Below are 25,971 nucleotides of genomic sequence, written 5' to 3' on the forward strand. Positions count from 1 at the left end.
TGCTCGGCGCCGATGGCGACGGGATGCCGGGCGTCAGACAGCGACGGGATCGGCGGCGTGCACCGCGGCGAGCGCCCGGTCGATCTCGGAGCGCCGTGCTGCGGCATCCCAGCCCATCACATCAGCGATCGCGTCGGCCACCTCTTCGACGACCTCGTGCGTCGCCTCACCGCGGAACCCGATGTTGGTGCGGCGGAGCAGGATGTCGTCGAGGTGGACGATCGACTCGGTGCGGGCGATGTGCCGGAACTCACCGGACGAGAACCGGGGAAGCGATGCGAGGGGCGCGTCCTCGTCGTCCTGACGGATCGAGGTGGCGACGGCCAAAGCGTGCGTGCCGTAGCGGTGCAGCAGACGCGTCCCGCGCTCGAGTCCGAAGTCGGCGAGGTGCTGGTGGACCCACTCGTCGCGGTCGGCGTCGGTGCGGGGGAAGCCGACGGCGCCGCCGATCGGCAGACCCTTCGTGGAGCGGACGCGCTCGCGGCCGATCCGGGTCATCAGCTCGTCGCTCAGGCGGGCGGCGACGGCGCGGAAGGTGGTCCACTTGCCGCCGACGAGGCTGAGCACCGGCACGCGGTCGGATCCCGGGAGGATCGCCTCTTCGATGCGGTAATCACGCGAGACGAAGCCCGCCGCCATGTCGCCGTGCCCGGGCAGCGGACGCACGCCCGAGTACCGGTGCACGATCTGCGAGCGGTCGACGGGGATCGTCGGGAAGACGTGACCGATGAGGTCGAGGAAGTAGTCGACCTCCTCCTCGGTGCAGACGGCCGGCTTGGACATGTCGTGCTCGAGGTCGCTCGTGCCGACGAGGACGCGGCCGTTGAGCGGGTAGATGAGGACGATGCGACCGTCGGAGTGCTCGAAGAAGAGCTCACGACCGCCGGTGGCCTGCATGAGCTCGGGGTGGTCGAGCACGATGTGCGAGCCCTTCGTGCCGCCCATGTAGTGCGTGGCGTCACCGAGCGCGCGGTTGGCGAGGTCGGTCCAGGGGCCGGCCGCGTTGAGGACGACGGATGCTGCGAAGGGGAACTCCTCGCCCGTCTCCTCGTCGCGGAGGACGACCTTCCCGTCCTGGACCCCGGCCGCCGAGACGTAGTTCGCGGCGCGGGCGCGGCTGCCGCCGACGGCGATCCCATCGCGGACGAGGTCGAGACCGAGGCGCTCGGGGTCGCGGAGCGAGGCGTCCCAGTACGTGGCGGTGTACTTCACGTCGGGGTTGAGGTCGGGCAGGGCGCGGAGCGACCGACGACGACCGTGGAACGTGTGACGGGGAACCTTGCCGCCGCCGCGCGAGAACGAGTCGTAGATGATGAGGCCGACCTTGATGAGGAGGGCGCCGCGCTCGGTCGAGGCCGTCTTGCGGTGCAGCACCATGCGCAGGGGGGCCGACAGCAGTCCCGAGAAGGTCGAGAAGATCGGGACGGTCGTGCGAAGCGGACGAACGTAGTGCGCGGCCGTGGTGAGCAGGTCGTTGCGCTCGGTGACGGCCTCGTGGACGAGTCGGAGCTCGCCGTTCTCGAGGTAGCGGATGCCGCCGTGGATCATGTGGCTCGACGCAGCAGAGGCGCCGGAGAGGAAGTCGCTCTTCTCGACCAGCGCGACGTCGATGCCCTGGAGTGCCAGGTCGCGGAAGGTCGCCACGCCGTTGATGCCGCCGCCGATGATGAGCACATCCGCGTGGGGCCGCTCCCGCAGTCCCGCCGTCGTCGATCGGATTCCGGTGTCCACGTCACACACTCCCACTTCTGCCGGGTGTCGACCCGGTCGCCTCAGACCGCCACCGCAGTGACTGATGGGACCAATGATGACATTCGTGGACGGGATTGCAGTTGCCGTGCACATACGTGCACACTGTCTCTCGTGGAAGAGACGCTCGATCCCGACGACGTCCGTCGTGCCCTCACGGCGGCGCACCTGTACTACGTCCAGGACCGCACGATGGAGGCCATCGCGCGCGAGCTCGGCACCTCCCGGTCGACGGTGTCGCGTCTGCTGTCGCGTGCCCGCGCGACCGGCATCGTGGACATCCGCATCCGCTCCCCGTTCGCCGCACCTCAGTTGTTGGAGCAGGATCTCGCCGACCGCTACGGGATCACGGCGCACGTGGTGCCGGTCCCCGACGACGCCAGCGACGTGGAGCGACTCGAGCGCGTCGCGACGGCCGCTGCCCACCTGCTCGGCGACCTCATCGTCGCGGACACCACCGTGGGGATCGCCTGGGGGTCGACGACGGCGGCGGTCAGCCGGCGCCTCGTCCCGAAGTCCGTGCACGGGACGACGTTCGTGCAGCTCAACGGTTCGGGCAACACCCGGACGACGGGCCTGCTCTACGCGAGCGACATCCTCAGCCGATTCGCCGAGGCCTACGGCGGGAGCGCGCAGCAGTTCCCCGTGCCGGCGTTCTTCGACGACCCGCGCACGAAGCACGCGATGTGGCGGGAGCGCAGCACCACCCGCATCCTCGCCATCCAGGCGGCGATGGACCTCGTCGTCTTCAGCGTGGGCGCCGCCGACTCGCGCGTACCCAGCCACGTGTACTCCGGCGGCTACCTCGAGCCCGAGGAGCTCGCCGCCCTCGATCGCGAGGGCGTCGTGGGCGACGTCGCGACGGTCTTCTATCGGCTCGACGGATCGACCCGCGGGATCGAGCTCAACGACCGGGCCACCGGCCCCCGGTTCGACGTGCTCCGCCGCGTCGCGAGCCGAGTGTGCATCGTGTCCGGCGTCGACAAGCGCGACAGCCTGCGCGGCGCTCTCGCCGCCCGTCTCGTCACCGAGCTCGTCGTCGACGAGGCGACCGCCCGTGCCCTCACCGAATGACCCCCGAAGTCAAGAGATGACGCGGGAATGAATCACGCGAAGAGCGGTTGATTAGACTTCAAGAGCAAGAAACGTGCTCCGGGGTCGGTGGGAATCCGAACCGGCGGTGACAGTCCGCGAGCGGGACCCAGGTCCTGCTGATCCGGTGGAATTCCGGAACCGACGGTGATGCGACGAGAGTCGCTAGTCCGGATGGGAGGCAGCACGGTGGATGCGGCGACGCCGCACCGCCTGGCGTGCCCGCACCCCGGAGAACCCCATCGTGAGGATCCGGATGAGTGTCACCGACGCAGAGCGCAGCGCGCTCCGTCACGCGTTCACGCTCGCGGCGAACGGCCCGCGCGGGCTGAACCCGCAGGTCGGCGCGGTCATCCTCTCCCCCGACGGCACCGTGCTGGCCGAAGGCTGGCACCACGGAGCCGGCACGCCTCACGCCGAGATCGACGCGCTGTCGAAGCTGACACCGGATGCCGCGCGCGGCGCCACCGCCGTCGTGACGCTCGAGCCGTGCAATCACACCGGCCGCACCGGTCCGTGCGCCGTCGCCCTCATCGAGGCCGGGGTCGCGCGCGTCGTCTACTCCGCCGAAGACCCCGGCGCCGTCTCATCCGGAGGCGCCGAGCGGCTTCGCGCCGCCGGTGTCGACGTCGAGGGCGGCGCGCTCCGGGGCGAAGGCGAGGAGCTCATCTCGTCGTGGCTGACCGTGCAGCGCCTCGAGCGACCCCACGTCACCGTCAAATGGGCGCAGTCGCTCGACGGGCGGGCCGCGGCATCCGACGGCACCAGCCAATGGATCACGGGACCGGACGCGCGCGCGGACGTGCACCGCCGCCGCGCACAGGCCGACGCGATCGTCGTCGGCACCGGCACCGTCCTCGCGGACGACCCCGCACTCACCGCCCGCACCCCCGACGGGGCTCTCTACGAGGACCAGCCGCGGCCGGTCATCGTCGGCACCCGGGCCGTGCCGCACGAAGCGGCGCTCCGCCGTCACCCGCGACCCTTCATGCAGGACGAGGGCGAGGACCTCCGCGATCTGCTCGATCGGCTCCGCGAGCTCGGCGCGCACCGCGTGTTCCTCGAGGGTGGTCCGACACTGGCGGCATCCTTCCTGCGGCAAGGACTCGTCGACGAGCTCCTCGTCTACATCGCCCCGACACTCATCGGGGGCGATCGAGTGGCCGTGGACGACATCGGCGTCTCGACGATCGCCGAGCAGCGCCGACTCGACATCGTCGGCCTCGACAGACTCGGTGACGACATCCTCGTCACCTTGACCCCCAAGGAGGGCTGATGTTCACGGGCATCATCGAAGAGCAGGGCGTCATCACCGCCATCGACCCGTCCGGCGACGGAGTGCGCCTCGCGGTCCGCGCACCGCTCGCGGTCTCGGACGCGCAGCGCGGCGACTCCATCTCCATCAGCGGCGTCTGCCTCACGGTCACCGACCAGACACCCGAGGGGTTCACCGCCGACGTCATGAAGCAGACGCTCGACATGTCGACTCTCGGCACGCTCTCCGTCGGCTCCCCGGTCAACGTCGAGCGCGCCCTTGCCGCGCACACCCGGCTCGGCGGGCACATCGTGCAGGGGCACGTCGACGGCACCGGCGAGGTGCTCGAGGTGCGCCCCGGCGAGCAGTGGCGCGTCCTCCGCGTCTCACTCCCCGCAGACCTCGCTCCCCTCGTCGTCGACAAGGGATCGATCACGGTCCAGGGGGTCTCGCTCACCGTCTCCGACGTGTCGGACGCCGACGCGTCGTCGCACTGGTTCGAGATCTCCCTCATCCCCGAGACCCTCGAGGTGACCACTCTCGGCGCACTGGCGCCCGGCGACCGGGTCAACCTCGAAACCGACATCCTGGCGCGGCACGTGCAACGCCTGCTCCGATTCGCCTCACCCGACGGCATCCCGTCCACAGAAGAAGGAGGCTCCCGATGAGCCTTTCCACGATCCCCGACGCCCTGGCAGCGCTCAAGGAAGGTCGACCGATCCTGGTCGCCGACGATGAGAGCCGCGAGAACGAGGGCGACATCATCCTGTCCGCCGAGCTCGCTTCGCCGGAGTGGCTCGCCTGGACCATCCGCTGGTCCAGCGGCTTCCTCTGCGCGCCGATGCCCGCGGACTGGGCCGACCGGCTCGACCTCCCCCCGATGGTGGAGGTCAACCAGGATGCCCGGAGCACGGCCTACACCGTGAGCGTCGACGCTGCCGAAGGCGTCACGACCGGCATCAGCGCCTCGGACCGCGCCCGGACGGTCAACGTCCTGGCGGACCCGAGCTCCGTTCCCTCCTCGCTCATCCGCCCCGGACACGTTCTGCCGCTGCGCGCCGTGGACGGCGGCGTCCGCGAGCGCGCCGGACACACCGAGGCCGCGGTCGAGCTCATGCAGCTCGCGGGCCTGCAGCCCGTCGGCGTCATCGGCGAGGTCGTCGCCGACGACGGCAGCATGATGCGGATGCCGGGGCTCATGGAGATGGGCGAGCGCGAAGGCATCCCCGTCATCACGATCGAGCAGCTCATCGCGCACCTCAATGCGGCCGACGGCGACAGCACCTCGGCCCACACGGACCACCCGGCCAAGCGCCGGGTGAGCCTGCGCGCGGAGGCGAAGGTCCCCACCTCGCACGGCGAGTTCCGCTTCCTCGCGTACAAGGACCGCATCACCGGCACGGACCACATCGCCGTCGTCTCGGGCGACCTCACCGAAGACGCCCCCCTCGTGCGCGTGCACTCGGAGTGCCTGACCGGCGAGGCGTTCGGGTCGCTCAAGTGCGAGTGCGGCCCCCAGCTCGAGGCGGCGCTCGACGCCATCGAGCAGGACGGCGGCGTCGTGATCTACATGCGCGGTCACGAGGGCCGCGGCATCGGCCTCATCAACAAGCTGCGCGCGTACAGCCTGCAGGAGCGGGGCCTCGACACCGTCGACGCGAACCTCGCGCTCGGCCTGCCGGCCGATGCCCGCGACTATGCGGCGGCCGCCGGCATCCTGACCGACCTCGGCGTGAAGCAGATCCGTCTGCTGACCAACAACACCGACAAGGTGGCGCAGCTGCGTGCGCTCGGTCTCACGATCGTCGACCAGGTGCCCCTGCTCGTCGGTGTCGGTGCGAACAACCACCAGTACCTGGCGACGAAGGCCGACCGCATGGGTCACATCATCGACGCCGACGAGCTGCGCGAGGCCCTCGCGCACAGTGAGGAGCACACCGCATGAGCGGACACGGAGCCCCCAAGGCCGAAGCCGTCGATGCGAAGGGACTCTCGGTCGTCGTCGTCGCCGGCCAGTGGCACGACGTCATCACCGACGGGTTGATCGCCGGCGCGACGCGCATCCTCGATGCGTCGGGCGCCTCCTGGCGCCTCGTGCGGGTGCCCGGCTCGTTCGAGCTCCCGGTCGTCGCGAAGGCTGCGCTGGATGCCGGCGCCGACGCGGCCGTCGCCCTCGGCGTGATCATCAGAGGCGGCACCCCGCACTTCGACTTCGTATCGTCCGCCGCGACCGACGGACTGACCCGTGTCGCGCTCGACACCGGCAAGCCGGTCGGCTTCGGCGTTCTGACCCTCGACGACGAGCAGCAGGGCATCGACCGTGCCGGGCTGGAAGGCTCGAAGGAGGACAAGGGGGCGGAAGCTGCGGATGCCGCGATCCGCACCGCCCTGGTGCTCCGCGACCTCCGAGGCTGACCTCACCGTCCTGCTGCGCAGGGTCACCACCTTCAGGTAGCCTGAGGGCATGGAGACCCTGCGCAGCATCGTCGTTCTCGTCCACCTCATCGGCTTCGCGACGCTCTTCGGCGCGTGGGTGGTCGAACTCGTCGGCCAGCGGCGCGTGACGCGCATCATGCACTGGGGCCCTGGGCATCGCTCTCATCGCCGGTCTCGCACTGTCGGCTCCGTGGGGACTCGACCACGACCTCAACTACGCGAAGATCGGCATCAAACTCGTCATCCTCGTGCTCATCGGCGGGCTCCTCGGCGCCGGCGCCGGACGGCTGCGGAAGACGGGCTCGGTCCCCGCCGGGATCTTCTGGCCCATCGGCATCCTGACGCTCGTCAACGCGGGTCTCGCCGTCATCTGGCGCTGACCGGGGCTTCCCGCGGTTCAGCGCGGGAGTAGGGTGGAGGTTTGCGCGTCGACCACTCCGTCGGCGCCTCGGTGATCCCAGTGCTGTGATGCCCTCGCGACACCCCTGCGAGCGCATCCGCCGCCGACGCGTCCCATGAGGACCCACCGCTTCATTCCGAAGGTCCCCCGCATGTCATCCGCAGCACCCGCGGCATCCGCCGCACCCGCCAATCCACGCTCCCGCGTCATCACCGCGAGCCTGGTCGGCACGACGATCGAGTTCTACGACTTCTACGTCTACGCGACCGCCGCCGTCCTCGTCTTCCCCATCCTGTTCTTCCCCGCCGGGAACGACACCACCAACCTGCTGCTCTCGTTCAGCATCTTCGGCGCGGCCATGGTCGCGCGCCCCGTCGGCGCCGTGATCTTCGGTCACTTCGGCGACAAGTTCGGCCGCAAGGCCACCCTCGTGGGCTCGCTCCTCACGATGGGCGTCGCGACGTTCCTCATCGGCTTCCTGCCGACCTTCGATCAGGTCGGCATCGTCGCTCCGATCCTGTTGCTCGTTCTCCGTCTCGCGCAGGGCTTCGCGCTCGGCGGCGAGTGGTCCGGTGCGGCACTGGTCGCGACCGAGAACGCCCCCAAGGGCAAGCGCGCCTGGTACGGCACCTTCCCCCAGCTGGGCGCTCCGATCGGCTTCATCATCGCGAACTCGGTCTTCCTCGCGATCTACTTCGCCCTCCCCCACCCCGACGGCCCGGCACAGCGTTCCGAGGCGTTCCTCGCGTGGGGCTGGCGCGTGCCCTTCCTGTTCTCGGCGGTCATGGTCATCGTCGGTCTCTATGTGCGCCTGAAGCTCGTCGAGTCGTCGACATTCGCGAAGGCCGAGAAGACCGGCGCGATCCGCAAGTTCCCGCTGGGTGAAGTCATCCGCCGGCACTGGAAGCAGCTGATCCTCGGCACGTTCATCATGCTGGCGACCTACGTGCTCTTCTACCTGATGACCGCGTTCACCCTCGCCTACGGCACGAAGGCGACGACCGAGGGCGCCGCCGCGGCCGCAGAGGCGACCGGAACGGCATTCGACGCCGCGACGTACGTGCCCGGCCTCGGCTTCGGGTACACGGACTTCGTCATCATGCAGATCGTCGGCGTCATCTTCTTCGGCATCTTCACGCTGCTGTCGGGCCCCGTCGCCGACACCATCGGCCGCCGCCGGCTGCTGCTCTGGATCACGGGCCTGATCGGCGTCTTCGGTCTGCTGTTCAACGTGTTCCTCCTGCCGCAGGTCGACCCGAAGTTCACCGGCGCCCTCGTGCAGGGCTTCCTCATCCTCGGGTTCATGCTCATGGGTGCGACCTTCGGCCCCATGGGAGCCCTCCTGCCCGAACTGTTCCCGACGAACGTCCGGTACACCGGCTCGGCGATCTCGTACAACGTGTCGTCGATCCTCGGTGCAGCCCTGGCGCCCATCGTCGCGACCGCGCTGTGGGCCGCCGCCGGCGGTTCGCCGTGGCTCGTCGGCGTCTACCTGACGGGCTCGGCCGTCCTCACCTTCATCGCCCTGTGGCTCTCGAAGGAGACGAAGGACGTCGAGTACGAGACCAACATCGGACACGCGGAGCTGCGCACGCGCTGACCTTCACCTGAACCGTCGGATGCCGCGGCCCACCCCACCGGGAGGGCCGCGGCATCCGTTCTGTCAAGAGCTCCCCTGGGCGTGGGTCCGGGTTTATCGTCGGTCCCACAGGCACACGAGGAGCAAGCGATGGCGATCAAGAAGGTGACCCAGGCATCGGTCGTCGAGTACGACCAGACCGGCGGACCCGAGGTGCTGCACCTCGTCACCCGCGACCTGCCCGAACCCGGTCCGGGCGAGGTCACCGTCGAGGTGATGACGATGGGCCTCAACCACATCGACGGTTTCGTCCGCTCCGGCGCCGAGAAGGAATGGGACGACGATTTCCCCCGCCGCTCGGGCAGTTGCTTCGCGGGAACCGTCATCGCCGTCGGCCCCGACACCGCCGGCTTCCCCGTCGGCAGCGACGTCGTCGGTCACGTCCGCTCCGGAGCACAGGCGAGCCACCTCACAGTGCCCGTGGGCCGTCTGGCCCGAAAGCCCAAGAACGTGACATTCGAGACCGCGGGCGGCCTCTACCTCGCCGGGACGACGGCGCTCGACATCCTCGACGAGCTCAAAGTCGGTGCGGGCGACACCGTCGTCATCTCGGCGGCGGCCGGCGGCGTCGGAAGCATCGAGGCGCAGATCGCGATGCACCGAGGCGCCCGCGTCATCGGGACGTGCGGCGACCGCAACTTCGACTACCTGCGTCAGCTCGGGGTGAAGCCCGTGCGTTATGGCGAAGGCATCGTCGACCGCATCCGGGCGCTCGCGCCCGACGGGGTCAGCGCCTACATCGACAACTTCGGCCAGGACGGTCAGGACATCGCCGAGGCTCTCGGCGTCCCGGCGGGGAAGTTCCGCTCCAGCGCCGACCGGCGCGACCGGGAGGTCGCCCTGCTGTCGGACGAACCGGACGCCGTCGCGCACGGCACCGACCAGCTCCGCAAGGTCGTGGACCTCGCCGAGAAGCGGGTGGTGAACGTCCTCGTGTCGGGCTTCTACCCGCTCGCCGATGTCGCCGAGGCGTACGACGACCTGCTGAAGCTGCACTCCCGGGGCAAGGTCGTGCTCGCGACCCACCCGGTGAACCCCCGTCGCATCCGCAAGGCGCGCGACGTCATGGAATCCGGCCGCTGAGCGGCATCCTCAGTCGAGGAACAGGGCGCGCAGGCGCTTCGTCGTGAAGACGAGCCCGACGGCGATCATCACGACGTAGTAGAGGACGTGCCACAGCATCCCGACGGACAGGATGCCGGTCGTCAGCCCGCGGATGAGTTCGACGCCGTGCCAGAGCGGGAGCGCCATGACGATCGACTGCACCCACCCGGGGTAGACGGTGATCGGGTAGAACGTCGCCGAGAACAGGAACATCGGCAGGAGCACGAAGGTGATCCAGTCCATGTGCTGGAAGGTCTTCATGTAGCTCGTGATCGCCATGCCGAGGCTCGCGAAACCGAAGGCGATCAGCAGGACGGCGGGGATGGCGAGGATCGCCGTCCACGCGAGGTTCAGCCCCAGGACCTGCATGACGATCATGAATCCCGTCGCGTACAGCAGGCCGCGCAGCAGCGCGTAGAGGATCTCGCCCAGGGCGACGTCGAGCGGTCCGAGCGAGGTCGCCAGCATGCCCTCGTAGAGCTTGCCGTAGTTCAGCTTGAAGAAGACGTTCCAGGTGGAGTCGTAGATCGCGCCGTTCATCGCCGAGACGGCGAGGAGCGCCGGTGCGATGAAGGCGGCGTAGCTGACCTCGACGCCCTGAGACGTCTGGACGTCGCCGATGAGCGACCCGAGCCCGAGCCCCATCGAGGCGAGGTAGAACACCGGCTCGAAGAAACCGGACAGGACGACGGCCCAGCTCGAGGATCGGGCGGCGAGGAACCCGCGCTGCACGACGGCGCCCGGATTGCCCGCCCACAGGGCGCGCACGCCGCCGCGGCGGGCGGCGGCCTCGACCGTCGCGACGCTCACTTCGCGAGCCTCTCGATGAAGACCTTCCGTGCCCAGAAGTAGCCGACCCCCGACAGGACGAGCAGGTAGGAGAGATGGACGACGACCATCACCGGCGGCACCGCGGCCTCGTAGGTGGCGAGGCGCCCCAACTCGGCACCGTGCCACAGGGGCGAGACCCACCCGATCCACTGGAGCCAGACGGGCAGGGTCTCGAGCGGGTAGAAGGTGCCCGAGAACAGGAACATCGGCATGAAGATGAAGCGCTGGACGAGGGCGAACTGCCCCTTGTCGTCCTCGATCGAGCCGGCATACGCCATGAGCGGGATGCCGAAGGCGAGACCTGCGAGCAGACCCGCCGGGATCGCGAGCCAGCCGGTCTCGGGGTTCGGCACGGTGGTCCAGCCGATGCCGAGGGCGCCGAGCAGCCAGATGAACAGGTAGTACGCCGCGACCGCGAACGCCATCCGCGCGGCCGCCCCGATGATGACGCCGTTCGCGATCTGAGGACTCGACAGCGCCGACGCGTTGAACCCGAAGAAGTATCGACGCCACTTGAACCCCGCCATGACCGGATAGGTCATCTCCTCCGAGGCGACCGAGATCGCCGCCGTGACGAGCAGGGCGGGGGCGACGAAGACGAGGTAGTCGACCTGCACGCCCCGGTCGTCGATGGGGGCTTGGATGAGGGCGGCGAGTCCGGCCGCGAGCCCCAGGAGGTAGAGCACGGGCTGGCCCAGCGCGCCGACCACGATCGTCCATCCGTACGCGCGCATCGCACGGACCATGTGCTCGGTGACGTACCAGCTGCCGCGACGCCGGGGCTTGCGACCCCACTGCATCGCCTCGGCGCGCAGCTCGTCGAGCGTCGGCTGCGCCGCCTCGGTCGTGTCGCTCATTCGATCAGCGACCGTCCGGTCAAGCGGAGGAAGACGTCCTCCAGGCTCGAACGCCGGACGAGGCTCGTCATCGGCTGCAGACCCGAGGCGGTCACGCGTTCGAGGGCGGCTTCGCCATCGTGGGCGTAGACGAGGATGCGGTCGGGCAGCACCTCGACGCGGTCGCCGATGCCCTGCAGCTGCGCGGCGACCTGCTCGTTGCGATCCGAACCGAAGCGCACCTCGAGCACCTCGCGGCTGGAGTGCTCGCGGATGAGGGTCGACGGGCTCCCCTCGGCCATGATGCGGCCCTTGTCGACGACGATGAGCCGGTCGCAGAGCTGCTCCGCCTCATCCATGTAGTGGGTCGTGAGGACCAGCGTCGTGCCCCGCTCCTTCAGGCGGAACAGCCGGTCCCACAGCACGTGACGCGCCTGCGGGTCGAGGCCCGTCGTGGGCTCGTCGAGGAGCAGGATGCGCGGATCGTTGATGAGCCCGCGCGCGATCGTGAGCCGGCGCTTCATGCCGCCGGACAGCTGGTCGACCTTGTTCTTCGCCTTGTCCTCGAGCTGGGCGAACGCCAGCAGTTCGTCGGCCTTCTCGGCGCAGACCCTGCCCGGGAGGCCGAAGTACCGGCCGTAGATGTACAGGTTCTCGCGGGCGTTGAGCTCACCGTCGAGGTTGTCCTGTTGCGGGACGACGCCCAGGCGCGAACGGATCTCCGGGCCGTACCGGTCCGGGTCGAGCCCCAGGATCGAGAGGTCGCCGCTTGTGCGCGTCGAGACGGCGCCGATCATCTTCATGGTCGTCGATTTGCCGGCGCCGTTGGGACCGAGGAGGCCGAAGGACTCCCCCGGGGCGACCTCGAACGACAGTCCGTCGACGGCGACGAAGTCGGGCTTGCCCTTGCTCTTGTAGGCCTTGACGAGGCTTTCGGCGCGGATCACGGGTTCTGGCACCGGACCACACTATCGACGGGCTGGGACACGACAGGGTGACCGTCAACCAATATTGACACCCGCGCATGCGTCAATTAACGTTGACGCAAAAGGAAGGCGATGACATGACCACCGACATCCGGACCCTGATCGGTTCGTCGCCCGACGGCGAACCGATCGCCGAGCTGCATCGTCTCGCCGAGATCAGGCGCGAACTCGCGCGTGCCGAGGAGGCGCAGGTGCGACGCGCACGCGTCCAGGGCTACTCCTGGCAGGCGGTCGCCAGCGCGCTGGGCGTCAGCAAGCAAGCTGCCCATAAGAAGTACGGGGGAAGATAGAGGGATGTCCACGCCCCGCCGCGGTCTGCGCCGCCCCTCGAAGGACGACGGCCCCCGGGCCAGCCTCCGCCAGCTCCTGCCCTTCCTCCTCGAGCACAAGCGCGTCCTCGTCGTTGTCGGTGTCCTCAGTGTGCTCGAAGCGGCCGCGACCCTCGTGCAGCCGCTCCTGGTGGGCGACGTCATCGGCCGCGTGCAGGCGGGCCAGGCCCTCGGCATCCTCGTCTGGGTCCTGGTCGGACTCGTCGTGGTGTCGTCCCTCGTCGGCGGGTTCCAGCACTACCTGCTGCAGCGCACCGGCACCGCCGTCGTTTACTCGAGCCGTCGCCGCCTCATCGCGAAGCTCCTGCGCCTGCCGGTGCAGGAGTACGACGCTCGCCGCACCGGCGATCTCGTCTCACGAGTGGGCACCGACACGACGCTCCTCTACGCCGTCCTCACGCAGGGCTTCGCCGACTCGATCGGCAACGCCCTGATCTTCGTCGGCGCGATCATCGCGATGCTCGTGATCGACCCCGTCCTGCTCCTGCTGATCGTCGTGGTGATCGGTGCGTCCGCGGCGGTCGTCGGCATCCTGAGCGGTCGGATCCGTCGAGCCACGTCGGTGCAGCAGGAGAAGGTGGGGGCGCTCGCCTCGGGCGTCGAACGGGCGATCGGCTCGATCCGCACCATCCGCGCGTCCGGCGCGGAGTCGCGCGAGCAAGACACGATCTCGGCGACGGCGAGCGAGGCGTACGACGCCGGCGTGAAGGTCGCGAAGGCCTCCGCGATCGTCGTGCCGGTGGCCGGCATCGCGCTCCAGGTCTCGCTGCTCGTCGTGCTCGGCGTCGGCGGGTTCCGCGTGGCATCCGGCGCGATCGAGATCGCTCAGCTCGTCGTCTTCGTGATGTTCCTGTTCTTCCTCGTGCAGCCGCTGGCGTCGTTCTTCGGCGCCATCACCTCGGTGAACCAAGCACTCGGCGCGCTGGGCCGCATCCAGGAGGTCCTCGACCTGCCCGACGAGACGGCCGACGATGCCGCGATCGCCGCGTCCGCGGCGGCGCCCGAGGCCGGCTCCCCGGCCGCGATCGAGTTCCGCGACGTGCACTTCTCGTACCCCGACGCGGTCGTCCGCGCCCGGCGGAATGCGCAGGACGAGGCGCTCAAGACGCTCGCCGACGCTCGGGCACCGCTCCCCGAGGACGCCGAGCCGGAACCCGAGTCGACCGTCCTCCGCGGTGTCTCGTTCCGGGTACCGCGCGGTTCGCGCGTCGCGCTCGTCGGTCCGTCGGGCGCGGGGAAGTCGACGACTCTCGCGCTCATCGAGCGCTTCTACGACCCGGCCTCGGGCGCCGTCCTCGTCGACGGCGTCGACGCGCGTGCGCTCGACCGGCTCTCGCTGCGCGCGCGTCTGGGATACGTCGAGCAGGACGCCCCGACCCTGGCCGGAACGATCGCCGACAATCTGCGCCTCGCCTCGCCGAACGCGTCCGACGCGGACTGCGAGCGCGTGCTCGAGGCCGTGAACCTCACCGAGGTGCTCGAACGGTCGCCGCTGCGCCTGCAGGCTCCCGTCGGCGAGGCGGGGGTCATGCTCTCGGGCGGTGAACGTCAGCGTCTCGCGATCGCGCGCGCGCTGCTGGCCGCTCCCCCGATCCTCCTGCTCGATGAGTCGACGTCGTCGCTCGACGGCCTCAACGAGCAGCGCATGCGCGAGGCGATCGACGCCGTCGCCGCCGGGCGCACGCTCGTCGTCATCGCCCACCGGCTGTCGACCGTCGTCGACAGCGACCTCATCGTCGTGCTCGACCACGGCCGCGTCGTCGGTCAGGGCACGCACGACGAGCTCATCCGCGACGTCCCGCTCTATCGCGACCTCGCCGCTCGTCAGCTGCTCGTCTGACGCGAAACGTCGCAGATGGTCGCCTCCCGCGAGGAAAGGCGACCATCTGCGACGTCTCGGCGTGCGGAGGGTCAGGCCTCCTGCTGCGCGCGCTGCAGGCGGTAGCGCAGGGCGGCGAGCTCGGCGTAGAGGGCGGGCGGGACCTTGCCGCCGAACGTCCGGTAGAACTCCTCGGTGAGGTCGGCCTCGGCGAGCCAGGATGCCGGGTCCACCGCGAACAGCTCGACGAGGTCCGTCTGCGGCACCTCGATCCCCGCGAGGTTGAGGTCGTCGGTCTTCGGCAGGCGCCCGACGGGGCTGTCCACGGCGCCGACGGACCCGTCGATGCGGCGGATGATCCAGTCGATGACGCGGGCGTTGTCGCCGAAGCCCGGCCACAGGAAGCGCCCGTCCGAGCCCTTGCGGAACCAGTTGACCTGGAAGATGCGCGGAGCCCGGTCGAAGCGCAGCTTCTGACCGACCTTCAGCCAGTGGCCGAAGTAGTCCGCCATGTTGTAGCCGCAGAACGGCAGCATGGCGAACGGGTCGCGGCGCAGCTCGCCGACGAGGCCCTCGGCTGCAGCGGTGCGCTCGGAGGAGATGTTCGAGCCCATGAAGACGCCGTGGGTCCAGTCCGTGGCTTCGACGACCAGCGGGACGTTGGTGGCGCGGCGTCCGCCGAACAGGATCGCGTCGAGCGGCACGCCCTCGGGCGCATCCCAGTCGTCGGCGATCTGCGGGCACTGCCCCGCGCTGACGGTGAAGCGCGAGTTGGGGTGGGCGGCGGGACGACCGGATGCCGGGGTCCAGGGCTTGCCCTCCCAGTCGGTGAGCTCGGCGGGCGCCTCGTCGGTGAGGCCCTCCCACCACACGTCGCCGTCGGGGCGGAGCGCGACGTTCGTGAAGATCGTGTTGCCCCAGAGGGTGTCGACCGCCGTCACGTTCGTCGATTCGCCCGTCCCCGGCGCGACGCCGAAGAAACCGGCCTCCGGGTTGATGGCCCAGAGGCGACCGTCCTCGCCCGGGCGGAGCCAGGCGATGTCGTCGCCGAGCGTCTCGACCCGCCAGCCGGGGATGGTCGGACGCAGCATGGCGAGGTTCGTCTTGCCGCAGGCCGAGGGGAAGGCGGCGGCGACGTGGTACGTCTTGCCGGCCGGGTCGATGACGCGGATGAGCAGCATGTGCTCGGCGAGCCAGCCCTCGTCGCGGCCGATGACCGAGGCGATGCGCAGGGCGAAGCACTTCTTGGCGAGGATCGCGTTGCCGCCGTAGCCGGAGCCGAACGACCAGACCTCGAGCGTCTCGGGGAAGTGGACGATGTACTTCTCGTCGTTGCAGGGCCAGGCCTCGTCCTGCTGTCCGGGGGCGAGCGGCGCTCCCACCGAGTGCACGGTCTTGACCCAGGGCTTGCCGTCGGCGATCTGCTGCAGCACCTCGGCGCCGACGCGCGTCATGATGCCGATGGAGGTGACGGCGTAGGCGCTGTCGGTCACCTGGACGCCGATGTGCGAGAGCGGGCCGCCGACGGCGCCCATCGAGAACGGCACGACGTACATCGTGCGACCGCGCATGCTGCCTTCGAACAGCGGGGTGATGGTCGCGCGGATCTCGTCGGGCGCGATCCAGTTGTTGGTGGGACCGGCATCCTCTTCACGCTCAGAGGCGATGAACGTACGACCCTCGGTGCGGGCGACGTCGCTCGGGTGCGAGCGCGCCAGGTAGGAACCGGGACGCCACTCGGGGTTGAGCTTGATGAGTTTGCCCTCGTCGACCTGCTGGCGCAGCAGGGCGTCGTTCTCGGCGGCCGAGCCGTCGACCCAGTGGATGCGGGCGGGCTGCGTGAGCTCCGCGATCTCGTCGACCCAGGCGTGGAGGGCGGCCATGGCATCGCCGGTGGCGCGGGGACGGATGCCGGTGGGCGCCGTCGTCCCATGGGCGACGATCGGCGTCGAGCCGGTGCGGATGGGGCGGGTGAACAGGTCTGCGATGGCCATTCGGCGCTCCTCGGTCGGGGTGGACGTGCTTCCACTGTGCGCGTCGTTCGACCAGTTTTTCGCGACTCGGCGGCGTCAAGAATCGGTTTTCTTTCGCTAACATCAAGATCATGGCCACGCCCCTCCAGCTCTCGACCCTTGGTCACCGCATCCGCCACCAGCGGACCGCCCACGGGTACACGCTCGACGAACTGGGGGCGATCGTCGGCATCGCCGGGAGCCAGCTCAGCCTCATCGAGAACGGCAAGCGGGAGCCGAAGCTCTCTGTCCTCCAGGCGATCGCCGCCGCAACGGGGACCGATGTCGCCGACCTCCTCTCCACCGAGCCGCCGAACCGCCGTGCCGCGTTGGAGCTCGATCTCGAGCGCGCGCAGCGGAGCCCCGTCTTCCGCCGCCTCGGCGTGCCGCCCGTACGGGTCACCAAGACGATGTCGGACGAGACGATCGAGGGGATCCTCGCCCTCCACCGCGAGCTCGAACGACGCGAGCGGGAGTCGATCGCGACGCCCGAAGAGGCTCGCCGTGCCAACACCGAGCTGCGCCTGCGCATGCGGGAGCAGGACAACTACCTGCCCGAGATCGAGAAGCTCGCCGAGAAGAAGCTGAAGGCCGCCGGCCACACCACCGGCGCCCTCACCCACCGGACGGTGAGCATCATGGCGGAGCAGCTCGGGTTCGAGCTGATCTACGCGAGCGACCTGCCGCACTCGGCGCGATCGGTCACCGACCTCGAGAACGGGCGGATCTATCTGCCCCCGGCATCCATTCCCGGCGGTCACGGCCTGCGCTCGATGGCCCTCCAGGCGATGGCGCACCGCCTGCTCGGACACACGCCCCCGACCGACTACGCGGACTTCCTGCAGCAGCGCCTGGAGATCAACTACTACGCGGCCTGCTGCCTCATGCCCGAGACCGCGTCGGTCGCCTTCCTGGCGCAGGCGAAGAAGGATCGGAACCTCGCCGTCGAGGACTTCCGCGATGCGTTCGGCGTCACGCACGAAGCCGCGGCGATGCGGATGACCAACCTCCTGACGCGGCATCTCGACATCTCGCTGCACTTCTTGCGCGTCGACGGCGCAGGCGCGATCAACCGCGTGTACGAGAACGACGGCCTCCCCCTGCCGATGGATGTGACCGGATCGGTCGAGGGCCAGATGGTGTGCCGGAAGTTCGCAGCGCGGTCCGCCTTCGCCGAGCAGAACCGCACGACCGCAGCACTACCAGTACACCGACACTCCCAGCGGAACGTTCTGGTGCTCCAGCCAGACCGGCACGACCGCAGACGGCGAGTTCTCGATCACGGTCGGGGTGCCGTTCGACGACGCACGGTGGTTCCGCGGGAGGGAGACGCAGAAGCGGGCCACCTCGACCTGCCCGGATGAAGCGTGCTGCCGGCGACCCGACACGTCGCTGACCGAGCGATGGCAGGGCAAGGCCTGGCCGAGCGCCCGCGTGCACATGCAGATGTTCTCCCCGCTTCCGAGCGGGATGTTCCCCGGTGTCGACGACGGCGAGGTCTACGCGTTCCTGGATCGACACGCCTGAGCGTCGTGTTGAGCGCCACCGCGCAGCGGGTGTACGCTCACGCGAGTGAGGTTCGCCTTACCTAATCTGCCGTCTCGTGCAGCAGGTCCGCGGACGGGCTGCGACGGGGCAGCGGGCACCGGCCTCACTCCCGAACACCCGAAGAGATACCCGTGCTCGCGTCGCTCCTCCCTCCCTTCCTCATCGGCCTCCGCGAAGGCCTCGAGGCCGCTCTCGTCGTCGGCATCCTCGTCGCCTACCTCGTCCGGATCGGACGCCGCGACGTCCTGCCGAAGCTCTGGGCCGGGGTCGGTCTCGCTGCGGCACTCGTGCTCGTCATCGGTGCGGTCCTCACCTTCGGCGCCTACGCGCTCACCTTCCAGGCCCAGGAGCTCCTCGGCGGGCTGCTGTCCCTGCTGGCGGTCGGGATGGTCACGTGGATGATCTTCTGGATGCAGCGGACTGCACGGACGATGCGCTCCCATCTCGAGAGCGGCGTCGACCGCGCGCTCGCGATGGGCGGCTTCTGGGGGATCGTGCTCATCGGCTTCGTGTCCGTGGCGCGCGAAGGCATCGAGACGACACTGTTCCTCTGGTCGATGGTGCAGACCGCCGGCCAGGAGGGACCGGGCTGGCTCGGCGCCGTGCTCGGACTCGCCGTCGCCGTCGTCCTCGGGTGGCTGCTGGCCCGCGGGGCCGTGCGGCTCGACCTCCGACGGTTCTTCGCCTGGACCGGCGGGTTCCTCGTCATCGTCGCGGCCGGCGTCCTGGCGTACGCATTCCACGATCTGCAGGAAGCCGGCGTCCTCCCCGGGCCGTTCTCCGACGCGGCGACGATCGACGCAGCGACGGGGGCCGTCGGCGTGGGGTGGGCCGGGTTCCCCTTCGGATGGGCGTTCGACGTCAGCGGGCAGATCCCTCCCGGCAGCGCGCTCGCCGCGATCCTGCAGGCGACCGTCGGCTTCATGCCCGAGATGACCTGGCTCCAGGTGATCGCCTGGGCCCTTTACCTCGCCGTCGTCGGCACCTTCTTCGTCCGCGGCCTGATCGGGCGCCCGCGCCGGGCTCCCGCTGCCTCCACCGACACCATCGCATCCCGTCACGCATCCCTAGGAGCATCATGACCCGCCCCCGTCTCACGAAGGTGCACGCCGCCCTCGCCCTCGCCGCGCTCGGCGCACTCGTCCTCTCGGGATGCGTCGCGAAGTCCGAGGTCGCGAACGCGGATGCACTCACCGTCACCTCCACCGACTCGACGTGCGACGTCTCGGCCGCGTCGGCCACGAGCGGGACGCTGACGTTCGCGGTGTCCAACACCGGCTCGCAGATCAGCGAGTTCTACCTCCTCGCCGAAGACGGGCTGCGCATCATCGGCGAGGTCGAGAACATCGCCCCCGGTGCCGAACGCACGCTCACCGTCGTCGCGCAGCCGGGGCAGTACAAGACGCTCTGCAAGCCGGGCATGGTCGGCGAGGGAGTGGGACGAGCCGACTTCAGCGTGACAGGCGGGACCGTCGCCGCCACCGGCGACGACGCCGAGCAGAAGCAGAAAGCCGTCGACCTGTACGCGGCGTTCGTCAAGGACCAGGTCGAACAGCTCGTGCCCGCCGTCGACGCGTTCACGACGGCGTACGAGTCGGGGGAGGATGACGAGGCCCGCGCGCAGTTCCCGAAGGTGCGCGCATTCTACGAGCGCATCGAGCCGGTGGCCGAGTCCCTCGGCGACCTCGACCCGCGCATCGACTACCGCGAGGTGGATGCCGTCGCGGAAGGCCTCGACTGGACGGGCTTCCACAGGATCGAGAAGGACCTGTGGGTCCCGAAGAAGGATGCGCTGAACGCGGACGGCGAGACGCCGGCATGGCAGGACTGGGCTCCGTCGACGACCGAGGAACGTGCGACGTACGGCGACAAGCTGATCGCGGACGTCGGCGAACTCAACGACTACGTGCACTCCGAGGAGTTCCAGAAGGCACTGGACGCCCAGGGCGTCGCCGGCATCTCCAATGGCGCGATCGCGCTGCTCGACGAGGTGGCCACCGGGAAGATCAGCGGCGAGGAGGACTGGTGGTCGGGCACCGACCTGTCCGACTTCGCGGCGAATGTCGAAGGCTCCAAGATGGCGTTCTCCCTCGTGGAGGATTTCGCCGCGGCCGCAGGCTCGGACGGCAAGAAGCTCTCGACCGAGATCGCTCGTCGCTACGACGACCTGGACGCCGCACTCGCCGCCCACGGCTCCCTCGATGAGGGCTTCGTCGCCTACAAGACCCTCACCGAGGACGACAAGCGCGAATTCACCGACCTGATCAACGCTCTCGCCGAGCCCCTGTCCCGTCTCACCTCGACCGTGCTGCAATGAGCACCGAGGAATCGTCACCCGAGGAGGCCGCTCGACCGTCGCTCAGCCGGCGCGGCCTGTTCGGTCTGGCCGCCGGGGTCGGCGCCGCGGGCCTCGCGCTCGGTGCGGGTGCGGGCTCGGCGGTCGGCGTCGCGGTCGGGCGCGAGCGTGCGGAGCAGGAGGGGGCGGCATCCGTCCACCCGTTCTTCGGCACGCATCAGGCGGGCATCACGACGCCCATGCAGGACCATCTGCACTTCGCCTCCTTCGACATGATGGAGGGCACCAGCCGGGATGACCTGCGGTCGCTCCTGACCGACTGGAGCTACGCCGCGGCCCGGATCACGCAGGGGCTCCAGGTGAGCGCGACCGGCGCCGTCGGCGGATCACCCGAAGCGCCGCCGGACGACACCGGTGAGGCCCTCGGGCTGCCGGCATCCGGCCTCACCATCACGATCGGCTTCGGTCCGACCCTCTTCGAGACGGAGGACGGAAAGGATCGCTACGGAATCGCGTCGCAGCGGCCGCGCGGTCTGGCGAAGCTCCCCGCCTTCCTCGGCGACGACCTCGCGCCCGACGCGTCGAACGGCGACCTCTGCATCCAGGCGTGCGCCGACGATCCGCAGGTCGCCGTGCACGCGGTCCGCAACCTGAGCCGGATCGCGTTCGGGCGTGCGCGCCTGCGGTGGTCGCAGCTGGGATTCGGCAAGACCTCGAAGACGACGGCCGCGCAGGCGACACCCCGCAACCTCTTCGGGTTCAAGGACGGCACCGCGAACATCCTGGCCGACGACACCGCCGCGCTCGCCGACCACGTGTGGGTCGGCGGGACGGACGAACCCGCCTGGCTCGCCGGCGGCTCGTACCTCGTCGCGCGGAAGGTCGCGATGCTCATCGAGACCTGGGACCGCGTGCGGCTCTCGGAGCAGCAGCGCATCATCGGCCGCGACAAATCAGAGGGCGCGCCGCTGTCGGGCGGGAAGGAGACGACGGCGCCGGACTTCCGCACGAAGGATGCCGCCGGCTCCCCCGCCATCGACCACGCCTCGCATGTGCGCCTCGCCCATCCGGACCTCAACGGCGGCATCCGCATCCTCCGGCGCGGGTACAACTACGTCGACGGTAACACCGGTCTCGGTCGCCTCGACGCCGGGCTGTTCTTCCTGTCCTACCAGCGGAGCCCCGACCAGTTCGTCACGCTCCAGCGGGCCCTCTCGACCGACCTCATGAACGAGTACGTCCGGCACATCGCGTCCGGCATCTGGGTGATCCCGCCCGGCGCGAAGAGCGGATCGTTCGTGGGAGCGGGGTTGTTCGGCTGAGGACGACCCCGGGTCGACGTGCGCGCCCCGTCGGCGCGCGAAAGCGGGGAGCACGGTCCCCTCGTGCTCCCCGCTCTTCTCGCGCCGCCCCCCAGTTGCCCGATGGCGCGAGTGGTGAAGATCAGTCCTTCTTGAAGGCGTCCTTCACGTTCTCGCCGGCCTTCTTCGCGTCGGCCTTGGTCTGGTCGGCCTTGCCCTCGGCAACGAGCTTGTCGTTGTCGGTGGCCTTGCCGATCGCTTCCTTCGCCTTGCCGGTGATGTCCTGGGCGGCGTTCTTGATCTTGTCGTCGAGTCCCATGAGGGTCTCCCTTCTGTGTGGTGGGTGGTTAACCGGTGCCTGGACCGGGGCTCGGGGCGGGTCAGCTGACCCGCGGTGCGTCGGTGGCGAGTCTGCTTCGCAGCCCCCCGTGGACGGAGATGTACGCAGCGGTTTCCGCGCCGGTCACAGCCGCCAGCCCGTCCATGACGCGGTCGACGTCGTCGACGAGGCTCCGGGGGTCGGCCCCCTGACGAGCCGTCACGCTCACGTGGAGGACAGGCTCCTGCTTGACCGCATGAGCCGTGACGGAGGCAGAGAGCACGCCGTCCTGACGGGCGAGCGAGTTCTTGACCGCGTCGGCGGCGAATCCCTCGGTGACGGTGACCCGGCCGAGCGGTGTCTGCGATCCGCTCGAGCGCAGGACCGTACGGGTGCGACGGCTGACGAGGGTGGTGAGGCTCGCGAACAGCACGCCTGCGATGACGATCGCGACGGCTGTCGCACCGATCACGGCCCAGCTGAGCGTGGTGCCGGCGATCGTCGTGGCGTCGCCGGCGGCGCGGAGCCCGTCGACGACGGTCTTACCCGTCGTGGTCCACACGTCGGCCACGGCCGGGACGGCTGCTGCCGTCGCCGCCGCTCCTCCGCCGATCAGCAGGACGAGTCCGACGATCAGGACCACGGTGCGGTTCAGCGCTCGGTTCGTGCCGTTCATGCCACCTTCTCCTCGTCATCGGTGCGGTCGATGCGGACGCGGGTGCGGACGGGGCGCGCGAGCTTCAGCGAGGCGACCTCCGCCTCCGCGAACGACGCGACCTGGGACTTCTCGATCGGGATGCCTGCTCCCGGCCGGACGGAGACATCCACGCTGCGGTGGGCGACCCCGACGGTCACGCGGTCGCGGGCGATCCCCGTCTCGTCGCTCACCCGCTGCGCCAGCGCCGAAGCGAGCACACCGTTGTCGATGACGGCGACGCGGCCGCCGGCATCCACTTCGTGCTTTGACAGGCGCCCCGGCGAGATGGCCAGGATGACGAGCCAGAGGCCCACAGCCGCCACGGCCACACCTCCGGCGACGCCGGCCGCCACAGGCGCGTTGCCCGGGAGCCCCGCCAGCCACTCCAGGGCGGTCATCGGCCGCACGAGCAGCGGAGTCTGGGACGCGAGGGCGAGGATCAGCTCGACCGCGACGTACAGGGCCAGCACGATCCCGACGAGGACGACGACGGCGAACGCGACGCTGCGCGGCGAGTGGGTCTCGCGGCGGACGACGCGACGCAGCACGGGGGTGGTCATCGCACACGCTTCCTTTCCGGCATCCGGGCACCGGTAATGGTGATGTCGACACGGGCGACATCACGCCCGAGGAGATGGGTCAGTCGCTCGCGCAGCTGCTCCTGCATCTGCGCAGCGCGCTCGAGGACGGGGACGGTGCTGCGCACCGCGTCCGGGTCATCGAGGTCGGGGACGGGCAGGGGGCTCGAAACCTTGAGAGCCATGCCGTCCCGCCGATCGGCGACACCCACGGAGACCTCGCCCCGCGGGACGCCGATGACATCGGCGGACACCGCCCGCGCGACGCCGACGAGCACACGCTCGGCGACATCGGTACGGCCGGCGACGCCGGGGGCCGCGGCGGCGGGTCGCACGGACCCGCCGCCCGCCGTTCCGTCGGTGTCGGTACGCATCAGGAGGTGCGCCGTCCCGTGAAGGCGTCGGTGACGGCTCGGACGTCGAGCTTGCCCGACGCGATTCGCCCGATCACGGCGCCGATGGCCATGAACAGGGCGGTGAGGAGGAATCCCCAGAACCCGAACACGAGACCGACGACGGCCAGGATGGCGCCGGTCAGGGCGCCGATGACAGTGGTGCTCATGAGACGCGCGACTCCTCGTGCTCCTCGTCCTCGTCACCCGGGATGTGCACGTCGTCGACGGTCACGTTGACTTCGACGACCTCGAGTCCGACGAGGCGGGTGATGGCGCCGGCGACGGCGTCTCGGACCTGCGACGCGACCTGGTGGACGGGCGTCGGGTACTCGACGACGATCGTGAGATCGACGGCAGCCTGCGTCTCGCCGACCTCGACCTTCACGCCCTGACCCAGGTCCGTCGCGTTGATCGCGTTGCGGATGGCGCCGAGAGCGCGGGCTCCGCCGCCGCCCAGGGCGTGCACACCGGGGATCTCACGGGCGGCGATACCGGCGACCTTGGCGACCACGCCATCGGCGATGACGGTCGTGCCGCTCGTCGCGGACGAGGTCTCCTCCGCGGTGGGGAAGGTGCGGTCGACGCGGCCGGTTCCGGTCACGGCGGGGGTGGTGGTCTTCGGGGTCTCGGTGGCCATGATGTCTCCTTTTTCTCGAACGATCTTGTCGACGCGGGTTCCGCGTCTCGGGCCGTTGCTTTCGGCCTCGTACATAAGAGGGACCGGCGTCCCGATTCGTCACAAAAAAGTTCGGAGAATCTTCGAGGAGAGGTTCGGCCTAGTGGATCCGGGCGATCTGGATGCTGATCTGCGCGTCCTCCGGGGTGTTCGTCAGGAGTGCATCGGCGACGCGGCGGGCAGCAGCGGGCGTGTTGTCGTGCGAGGCTGTCGCGATCCGTGCGGCGACGAGCGGCATCCCGTCCCGGACGGTCACCGCGATCTCCGCCATGCGGTCGTCGGCGGCTCCGGCGGCCGCCGCGATCAGCCCCGGGACGCGGCTGATGGCGGATCGGGGCGAGTAGACGTCGGTCACACCGTCGACGGCGCGGACGCGCGCGACGAGGTCGAGCTGGTCGGCCTGTCCGTCGGGGTTGTCCGCGGGGTGGTCGGTGGAGAGCGGTCCGGTCATGTGCTCACTCCTTCCCTTCTGTTCCGTGGAGCTCATCCACGGCGACGTTGACGGCGGTGACATTCAGTTCGGTGTGCTCGGCGAGCACCCGGTAGACGAGGGTGCGCAGGGAACTCGTGAGTTCCGGGATGGACTTCCCCCAGGCGACGGATGCCGTGAGCTCGATACGCACCGGAGCACCCGGGGTCTCGGCGTCGCCGACGATCTCGGTTCGGCCGAGGTAGATGCCGTCGAGTTCGTCGGCGCTCGATCGCACCAGGGAGCGGACGGCGCCCTCGGTGACCGTGATCGTGACGCGGGGGTCGGGGTGATGGATGGGGAAGCTGCGACCGGCGCGGAGCTCGGAATGGATGACGGAGAGGATCCCTTCGAACCAGCTCTCGGGAGGGCGCGGCATCCGCTCTGCGTCATCCGCCAGCAGGTCGCGGGACAACTGGCCGACGCGCTCGAGCGCTTCGATCGCGTTCAGGCAGTCGGGGCACGACTCGATGTGGGGGTCGCGCGGCGTGCGACCGGCCTCGACGTACCTGCTGAGGTGCTCGATGGTGCGGCCGCAGTCGAGCGCGGAGTCGTCGTCGGTCATCGCCATCCCTCCATCTCGATCGCGATGCTCGCCCGCGCGCGGGCGAGCACTCCTCGGACGGTGCTCTCGGTCATGGTCATCTCTTCTGCGATCTCGGCGTAGCTCAGTTCTGCGACTTCCCGCAGCAACCAGCATCGGCGTTGATCCTCCTTCAGTCGATCGAGCGCTCTCGACAGGGCTGCCAAGCGGTCGTTCTGGATGGCCGTCCGCTCCGGCTGCGCCTGCAACGACGCCGGGAGGATCGCCTCATCGAGCGGATCCTCCTTCGACCTGCGCGTGGCGACGGCGAGTGCCTCGCGGCCGGCGATGCGCATGAGCCACGACCGGAAGGCCGCCGGGTCCCGGACGGTCGGCAACTGCTTCCAGGCCGTGACGAACGCATCCTGCACGACGTCGTCCGTGTCGGCCATCGAGCCGACGATGCGGTAGACGTAGGCGCGGACCAGCGAGGAGTGACGCCGGAGCAACTCACCGAACGCGACCGCGTCGCCGTCGATGGCCCGCTCGACGAGGATCCGGTCGGGAACATCGCGCGGAAGAGAGGGCATCATGCTCTCCCTTCGACGGGCCCGCCGGGATCGGCGCGCATGAGAGCACGGTAATCCGGCCGGAAGAGAGCAAGAACTTGTTGCGCAACGA

Annotated in this window: 26 protein-coding genes, 2 pseudogenes and 1 riboswitch; of the genes and pseudogenes, 14 read left to right on the forward strand and 14 right to left on the reverse strand. The window is 69.7% G+C overall.

Annotated features, from left to right (window positions below; translation table 11 throughout):
- Positions 1 to 33: 33 nt before the first annotated feature.
- Entirely contained in the window at positions 34 to 1,731 is a 1,698-nt protein-coding gene (locus QE428_RS01725; RefSeq protein ID WP_307462452.1) for a glycerol-3-phosphate dehydrogenase/oxidase, read from the reverse strand.
- Positions 1,732 to 1,863: 132 nt separating this feature from the next.
- On the opposite strand from QE428_RS01725, the gene QE428_RS01730 reads away from it, so the two are divergent.
- The 8 genes and pseudogenes from QE428_RS01730 (at position 1,864) to QE428_RS01765 (ending at position 9,654) form a co-directional block, all read left to right on the forward strand.
- Positions 1,864 to 2,823, forward strand: coding sequence for a sugar-binding transcriptional regulator (locus tag QE428_RS01730; protein WP_133400257.1), 960 nt, complete (start codon positions 1,864 to 1,866; stop codon positions 2,821 to 2,823).
- Positions 2,824 to 2,892: 69 nt separating this feature from the next.
- A riboswitch (FMN riboswitch) is annotated at positions 2,893 to 3,033 on the forward strand.
- Positions 3,034 to 3,097: 64 nt separating this feature from the next.
- Positions 3,098 to 4,117, forward strand: a complete 1,020-nt coding sequence (gene ribD / locus QE428_RS01735) for a bifunctional diaminohydroxyphosphoribosylaminopyrimidine deaminase/5-amino-6-(5-phosphoribosylamino)uracil reductase RibD (protein WP_307462456.1) — start codon at positions 3,098 to 3,100, stop codon at positions 4,115 to 4,117.
- The gene (locus tag QE428_RS01740; RefSeq protein WP_307462458.1) at positions 4,117 to 4,764 is read left to right on the forward strand and encodes a riboflavin synthase; all 648 of its coding nucleotides are present in this window, start codon (positions 4,117 to 4,119) and stop codon (positions 4,762 to 4,764) included. Before ribD ends, QE428_RS01740 begins: the two co-directional genes overlap by 1 nt.
- Positions 4,761 to 6,041 (forward strand): GTP cyclohydrolase II, encoded by a 1,281-nt coding sequence (gene ribA, locus QE428_RS01745; protein ID WP_091356111.1) that lies wholly within the window; start codon positions 4,761 to 4,763, stop codon positions 6,039 to 6,041. Before QE428_RS01740 ends, ribA begins: the two co-directional genes overlap by 4 nt.
- The gene (gene ribH, locus QE428_RS01750) at positions 6,038 to 6,511 is read left to right on the forward strand and encodes a 6,7-dimethyl-8-ribityllumazine synthase (protein WP_091356115.1); all 474 of its coding nucleotides are present in this window, start codon (positions 6,038 to 6,040) and stop codon (positions 6,509 to 6,511) included. The genes ribA and ribH overlap by 4 nt, the downstream gene beginning before the upstream one ends.
- Before the next feature lie 49 nt (positions 6,512 to 6,560).
- Positions 6,561 to 6,912: pseudogene (locus tag QE428_RS01755) on the forward strand (Fe-S protein).
- 171 nt (positions 6,913 to 7,083) lie between these two features.
- Positions 7,084 to 8,532 carry an MFS transporter gene (locus QE428_RS01760; protein WP_307462462.1) on the forward strand — a complete coding sequence of 483 codons (1,449 nt, stop codon included), beginning with the start codon at positions 7,084 to 7,086 and terminating at the stop codon, positions 8,530 to 8,532.
- Between the two features lie 129 nt (positions 8,533 to 8,661).
- Positions 8,662 to 9,654 carry an NADP-dependent oxidoreductase gene (locus QE428_RS01765; RefSeq protein WP_307462464.1) on the forward strand — a complete coding sequence of 331 codons (993 nt, stop codon included), beginning with the start codon at positions 8,662 to 8,664 and terminating at the stop codon, positions 9,652 to 9,654.
- 9 nt (positions 9,655 to 9,663) lie between these two features.
- Here QE428_RS01765 and QE428_RS01770 read toward each other — a convergent pair whose 3' ends face one another.
- Genes QE428_RS01770 through QE428_RS01780 form a run of 3 tightly spaced genes read right to left on the reverse strand, consistent with a single transcriptional unit; the run spans position 9,664 to position 12,301 of the window.
- Positions 9,664 to 10,485: an ABC transporter permease gene (locus tag QE428_RS01770; protein ID WP_133400261.1), complete on the reverse strand. Its 822-nt coding sequence runs from the start codon at positions 10,483 to 10,485 to the stop codon at positions 9,664 to 9,666.
- Positions 10,482 to 11,363 carry an ABC transporter permease gene (locus tag QE428_RS01775; RefSeq protein WP_307462466.1) on the reverse strand — a complete coding sequence of 294 codons (882 nt, stop codon included), beginning with the start codon at positions 11,361 to 11,363 and terminating at the stop codon, positions 10,482 to 10,484. The genes QE428_RS01770 and QE428_RS01775 overlap by 4 nt, the downstream gene beginning before the upstream one ends.
- The gene (locus QE428_RS01780) at positions 11,360 to 12,301 is read right to left on the reverse strand and encodes an ABC transporter ATP-binding protein (RefSeq protein ID WP_307462468.1); all 942 of its coding nucleotides are present in this window, start codon (positions 12,299 to 12,301) and stop codon (positions 11,360 to 11,362) included. Before QE428_RS01780 ends, QE428_RS01775 begins: the two co-directional genes overlap by 4 nt.
- A gap of 104 nt (positions 12,302 to 12,405) precedes the next feature.
- Between QE428_RS01780 and QE428_RS01785 the strand changes: the two genes are divergently transcribed.
- Both QE428_RS01785 and QE428_RS01790 read left to right on the forward strand, forming a co-directional pair.
- A complete protein-coding gene (locus QE428_RS01785; RefSeq protein ID WP_065569826.1) occupies positions 12,406 to 12,618 on the forward strand; it encodes a transcriptional regulator in 213 nt (70 codons plus the stop codon).
- 4 nt (positions 12,619 to 12,622) lie between these two features.
- Positions 12,623 to 14,497, forward strand: coding sequence for an ABC transporter ATP-binding protein (locus QE428_RS01790; protein ID WP_307462471.1), 1,875 nt, complete (start codon positions 12,623 to 12,625; stop codon positions 14,495 to 14,497).
- 71 nt (positions 14,498 to 14,568) lie between these two features.
- Here QE428_RS01790 and QE428_RS01795 read toward each other — a convergent pair whose 3' ends face one another.
- Complete coding sequence (locus tag QE428_RS01795) at positions 14,569 to 16,470, reverse strand: phosphoenolpyruvate carboxykinase (GTP) (protein WP_307462474.1); 1,902 nt, start codon at positions 16,468 to 16,470, stop codon at positions 14,569 to 14,571.
- Positions 16,471 to 16,580: 110 nt separating this feature from the next.
- Here QE428_RS01795 and QE428_RS01800 point away from each other — a divergent pair.
- The 4 genes and pseudogenes from QE428_RS01800 (at position 16,581) to efeB (ending at position 21,654) form a co-directional block, all read left to right on the forward strand.
- A pseudogene (locus tag QE428_RS01800) lies at positions 16,581 to 18,015 on the forward strand (helix-turn-helix domain-containing protein).
- A 152-nt stretch (positions 18,016 to 18,167) separates the two neighbouring features.
- A complete protein-coding gene (efeU, locus tag QE428_RS01805; RefSeq protein ID WP_307462476.1) occupies positions 18,168 to 19,118 on the forward strand; it encodes an iron uptake transporter permease EfeU in 951 nt (316 codons plus the stop codon).
- The gene (gene efeO / locus QE428_RS01810; RefSeq protein WP_307462479.1) at positions 19,115 to 20,353 is read left to right on the forward strand and encodes an iron uptake system protein EfeO; all 1,239 of its coding nucleotides are present in this window, start codon (positions 19,115 to 19,117) and stop codon (positions 20,351 to 20,353) included. Before efeU ends, efeO begins: the two co-directional genes overlap by 4 nt.
- Positions 20,350 to 21,654: an iron uptake transporter deferrochelatase/peroxidase subunit gene (gene efeB, locus QE428_RS01815; RefSeq protein ID WP_307462480.1), complete on the forward strand. Its 1,305-nt coding sequence runs from the start codon at positions 20,350 to 20,352 to the stop codon at positions 21,652 to 21,654. The genes efeO and efeB overlap by 4 nt, the downstream gene beginning before the upstream one ends.
- A gap of 121 nt (positions 21,655 to 21,775) precedes the next feature.
- On the opposite strand, the gene QE428_RS01820 is transcribed toward efeB, so the two are convergent.
- The 9 genes from QE428_RS01820 to QE428_RS01860 form a co-directional block, all read right to left on the reverse strand.
- Complete coding sequence (locus tag QE428_RS01820) at positions 21,776 to 21,952, reverse strand: CsbD family protein (RefSeq protein ID WP_091356164.1); 177 nt, start codon at positions 21,950 to 21,952, stop codon at positions 21,776 to 21,778.
- 61 nt (positions 21,953 to 22,013) lie between these two features.
- Positions 22,014 to 22,628: a hypothetical protein gene (locus tag QE428_RS01825; RefSeq protein WP_307462483.1), complete on the reverse strand. Its 615-nt coding sequence runs from the start codon at positions 22,626 to 22,628 to the stop codon at positions 22,014 to 22,016.
- On the reverse strand, positions 22,625 to 23,209 hold the full coding sequence (locus QE428_RS01830) for a DUF6286 domain-containing protein (RefSeq protein ID WP_307462485.1): 585 nt from the start codon (positions 23,207 to 23,209) through the stop codon (positions 22,625 to 22,627). Before QE428_RS01830 ends, QE428_RS01825 begins: the two co-directional genes overlap by 4 nt.
- On the reverse strand, positions 23,206 to 23,601 hold the full coding sequence (locus tag QE428_RS01835; RefSeq protein WP_091356174.1) for a hypothetical protein: 396 nt from the start codon (positions 23,599 to 23,601) through the stop codon (positions 23,206 to 23,208). The genes QE428_RS01830 and QE428_RS01835 overlap by 4 nt, the downstream gene beginning before the upstream one ends.
- The gene (locus tag QE428_RS01840; protein WP_091356180.1) at positions 23,601 to 23,789 is read right to left on the reverse strand and encodes a DUF2273 domain-containing protein; all 189 of its coding nucleotides are present in this window, start codon (positions 23,787 to 23,789) and stop codon (positions 23,601 to 23,603) included. The genes QE428_RS01835 and QE428_RS01840 overlap by 1 nt, the downstream gene beginning before the upstream one ends.
- On the reverse strand, positions 23,786 to 24,259 hold the full coding sequence (locus tag QE428_RS01845) for an Asp23/Gls24 family envelope stress response protein (protein ID WP_091359704.1): 474 nt from the start codon (positions 24,257 to 24,259) through the stop codon (positions 23,786 to 23,788). Before QE428_RS01845 ends, QE428_RS01840 begins: the two co-directional genes overlap by 4 nt.
- A 139-nt stretch (positions 24,260 to 24,398) precedes the next feature.
- Entirely contained in the window at positions 24,399 to 24,749 is a 351-nt protein-coding gene (locus tag QE428_RS01850) for a hypothetical protein (RefSeq protein ID WP_231916467.1), read from the reverse strand.
- A gap of 4 nt (positions 24,750 to 24,753) precedes the next feature.
- Positions 24,754 to 25,332: an Asp23/Gls24 family envelope stress response protein gene (locus QE428_RS01855; protein WP_307462490.1), complete on the reverse strand. Its 579-nt coding sequence runs from the start codon at positions 25,330 to 25,332 to the stop codon at positions 24,754 to 24,756.
- Positions 25,329 to 25,880, reverse strand: a complete 552-nt coding sequence (locus QE428_RS01860) for an RNA polymerase sigma factor (RefSeq protein WP_307462493.1) — start codon at positions 25,878 to 25,880, stop codon at positions 25,329 to 25,331. The genes QE428_RS01855 and QE428_RS01860 overlap by 4 nt, the downstream gene beginning before the upstream one ends.
- Between the last annotated feature and the right edge of the window lie 91 nt (positions 25,881 to 25,971).

Origin of the sequence: Microbacterium sp. SORGH_AS_0505, from assembly GCF_030818715.1 — a bacterium.
Taxonomy (GTDB): domain Bacteria; phylum Actinomycetota; class Actinomycetes; order Actinomycetales; family Microbacteriaceae; genus Microbacterium.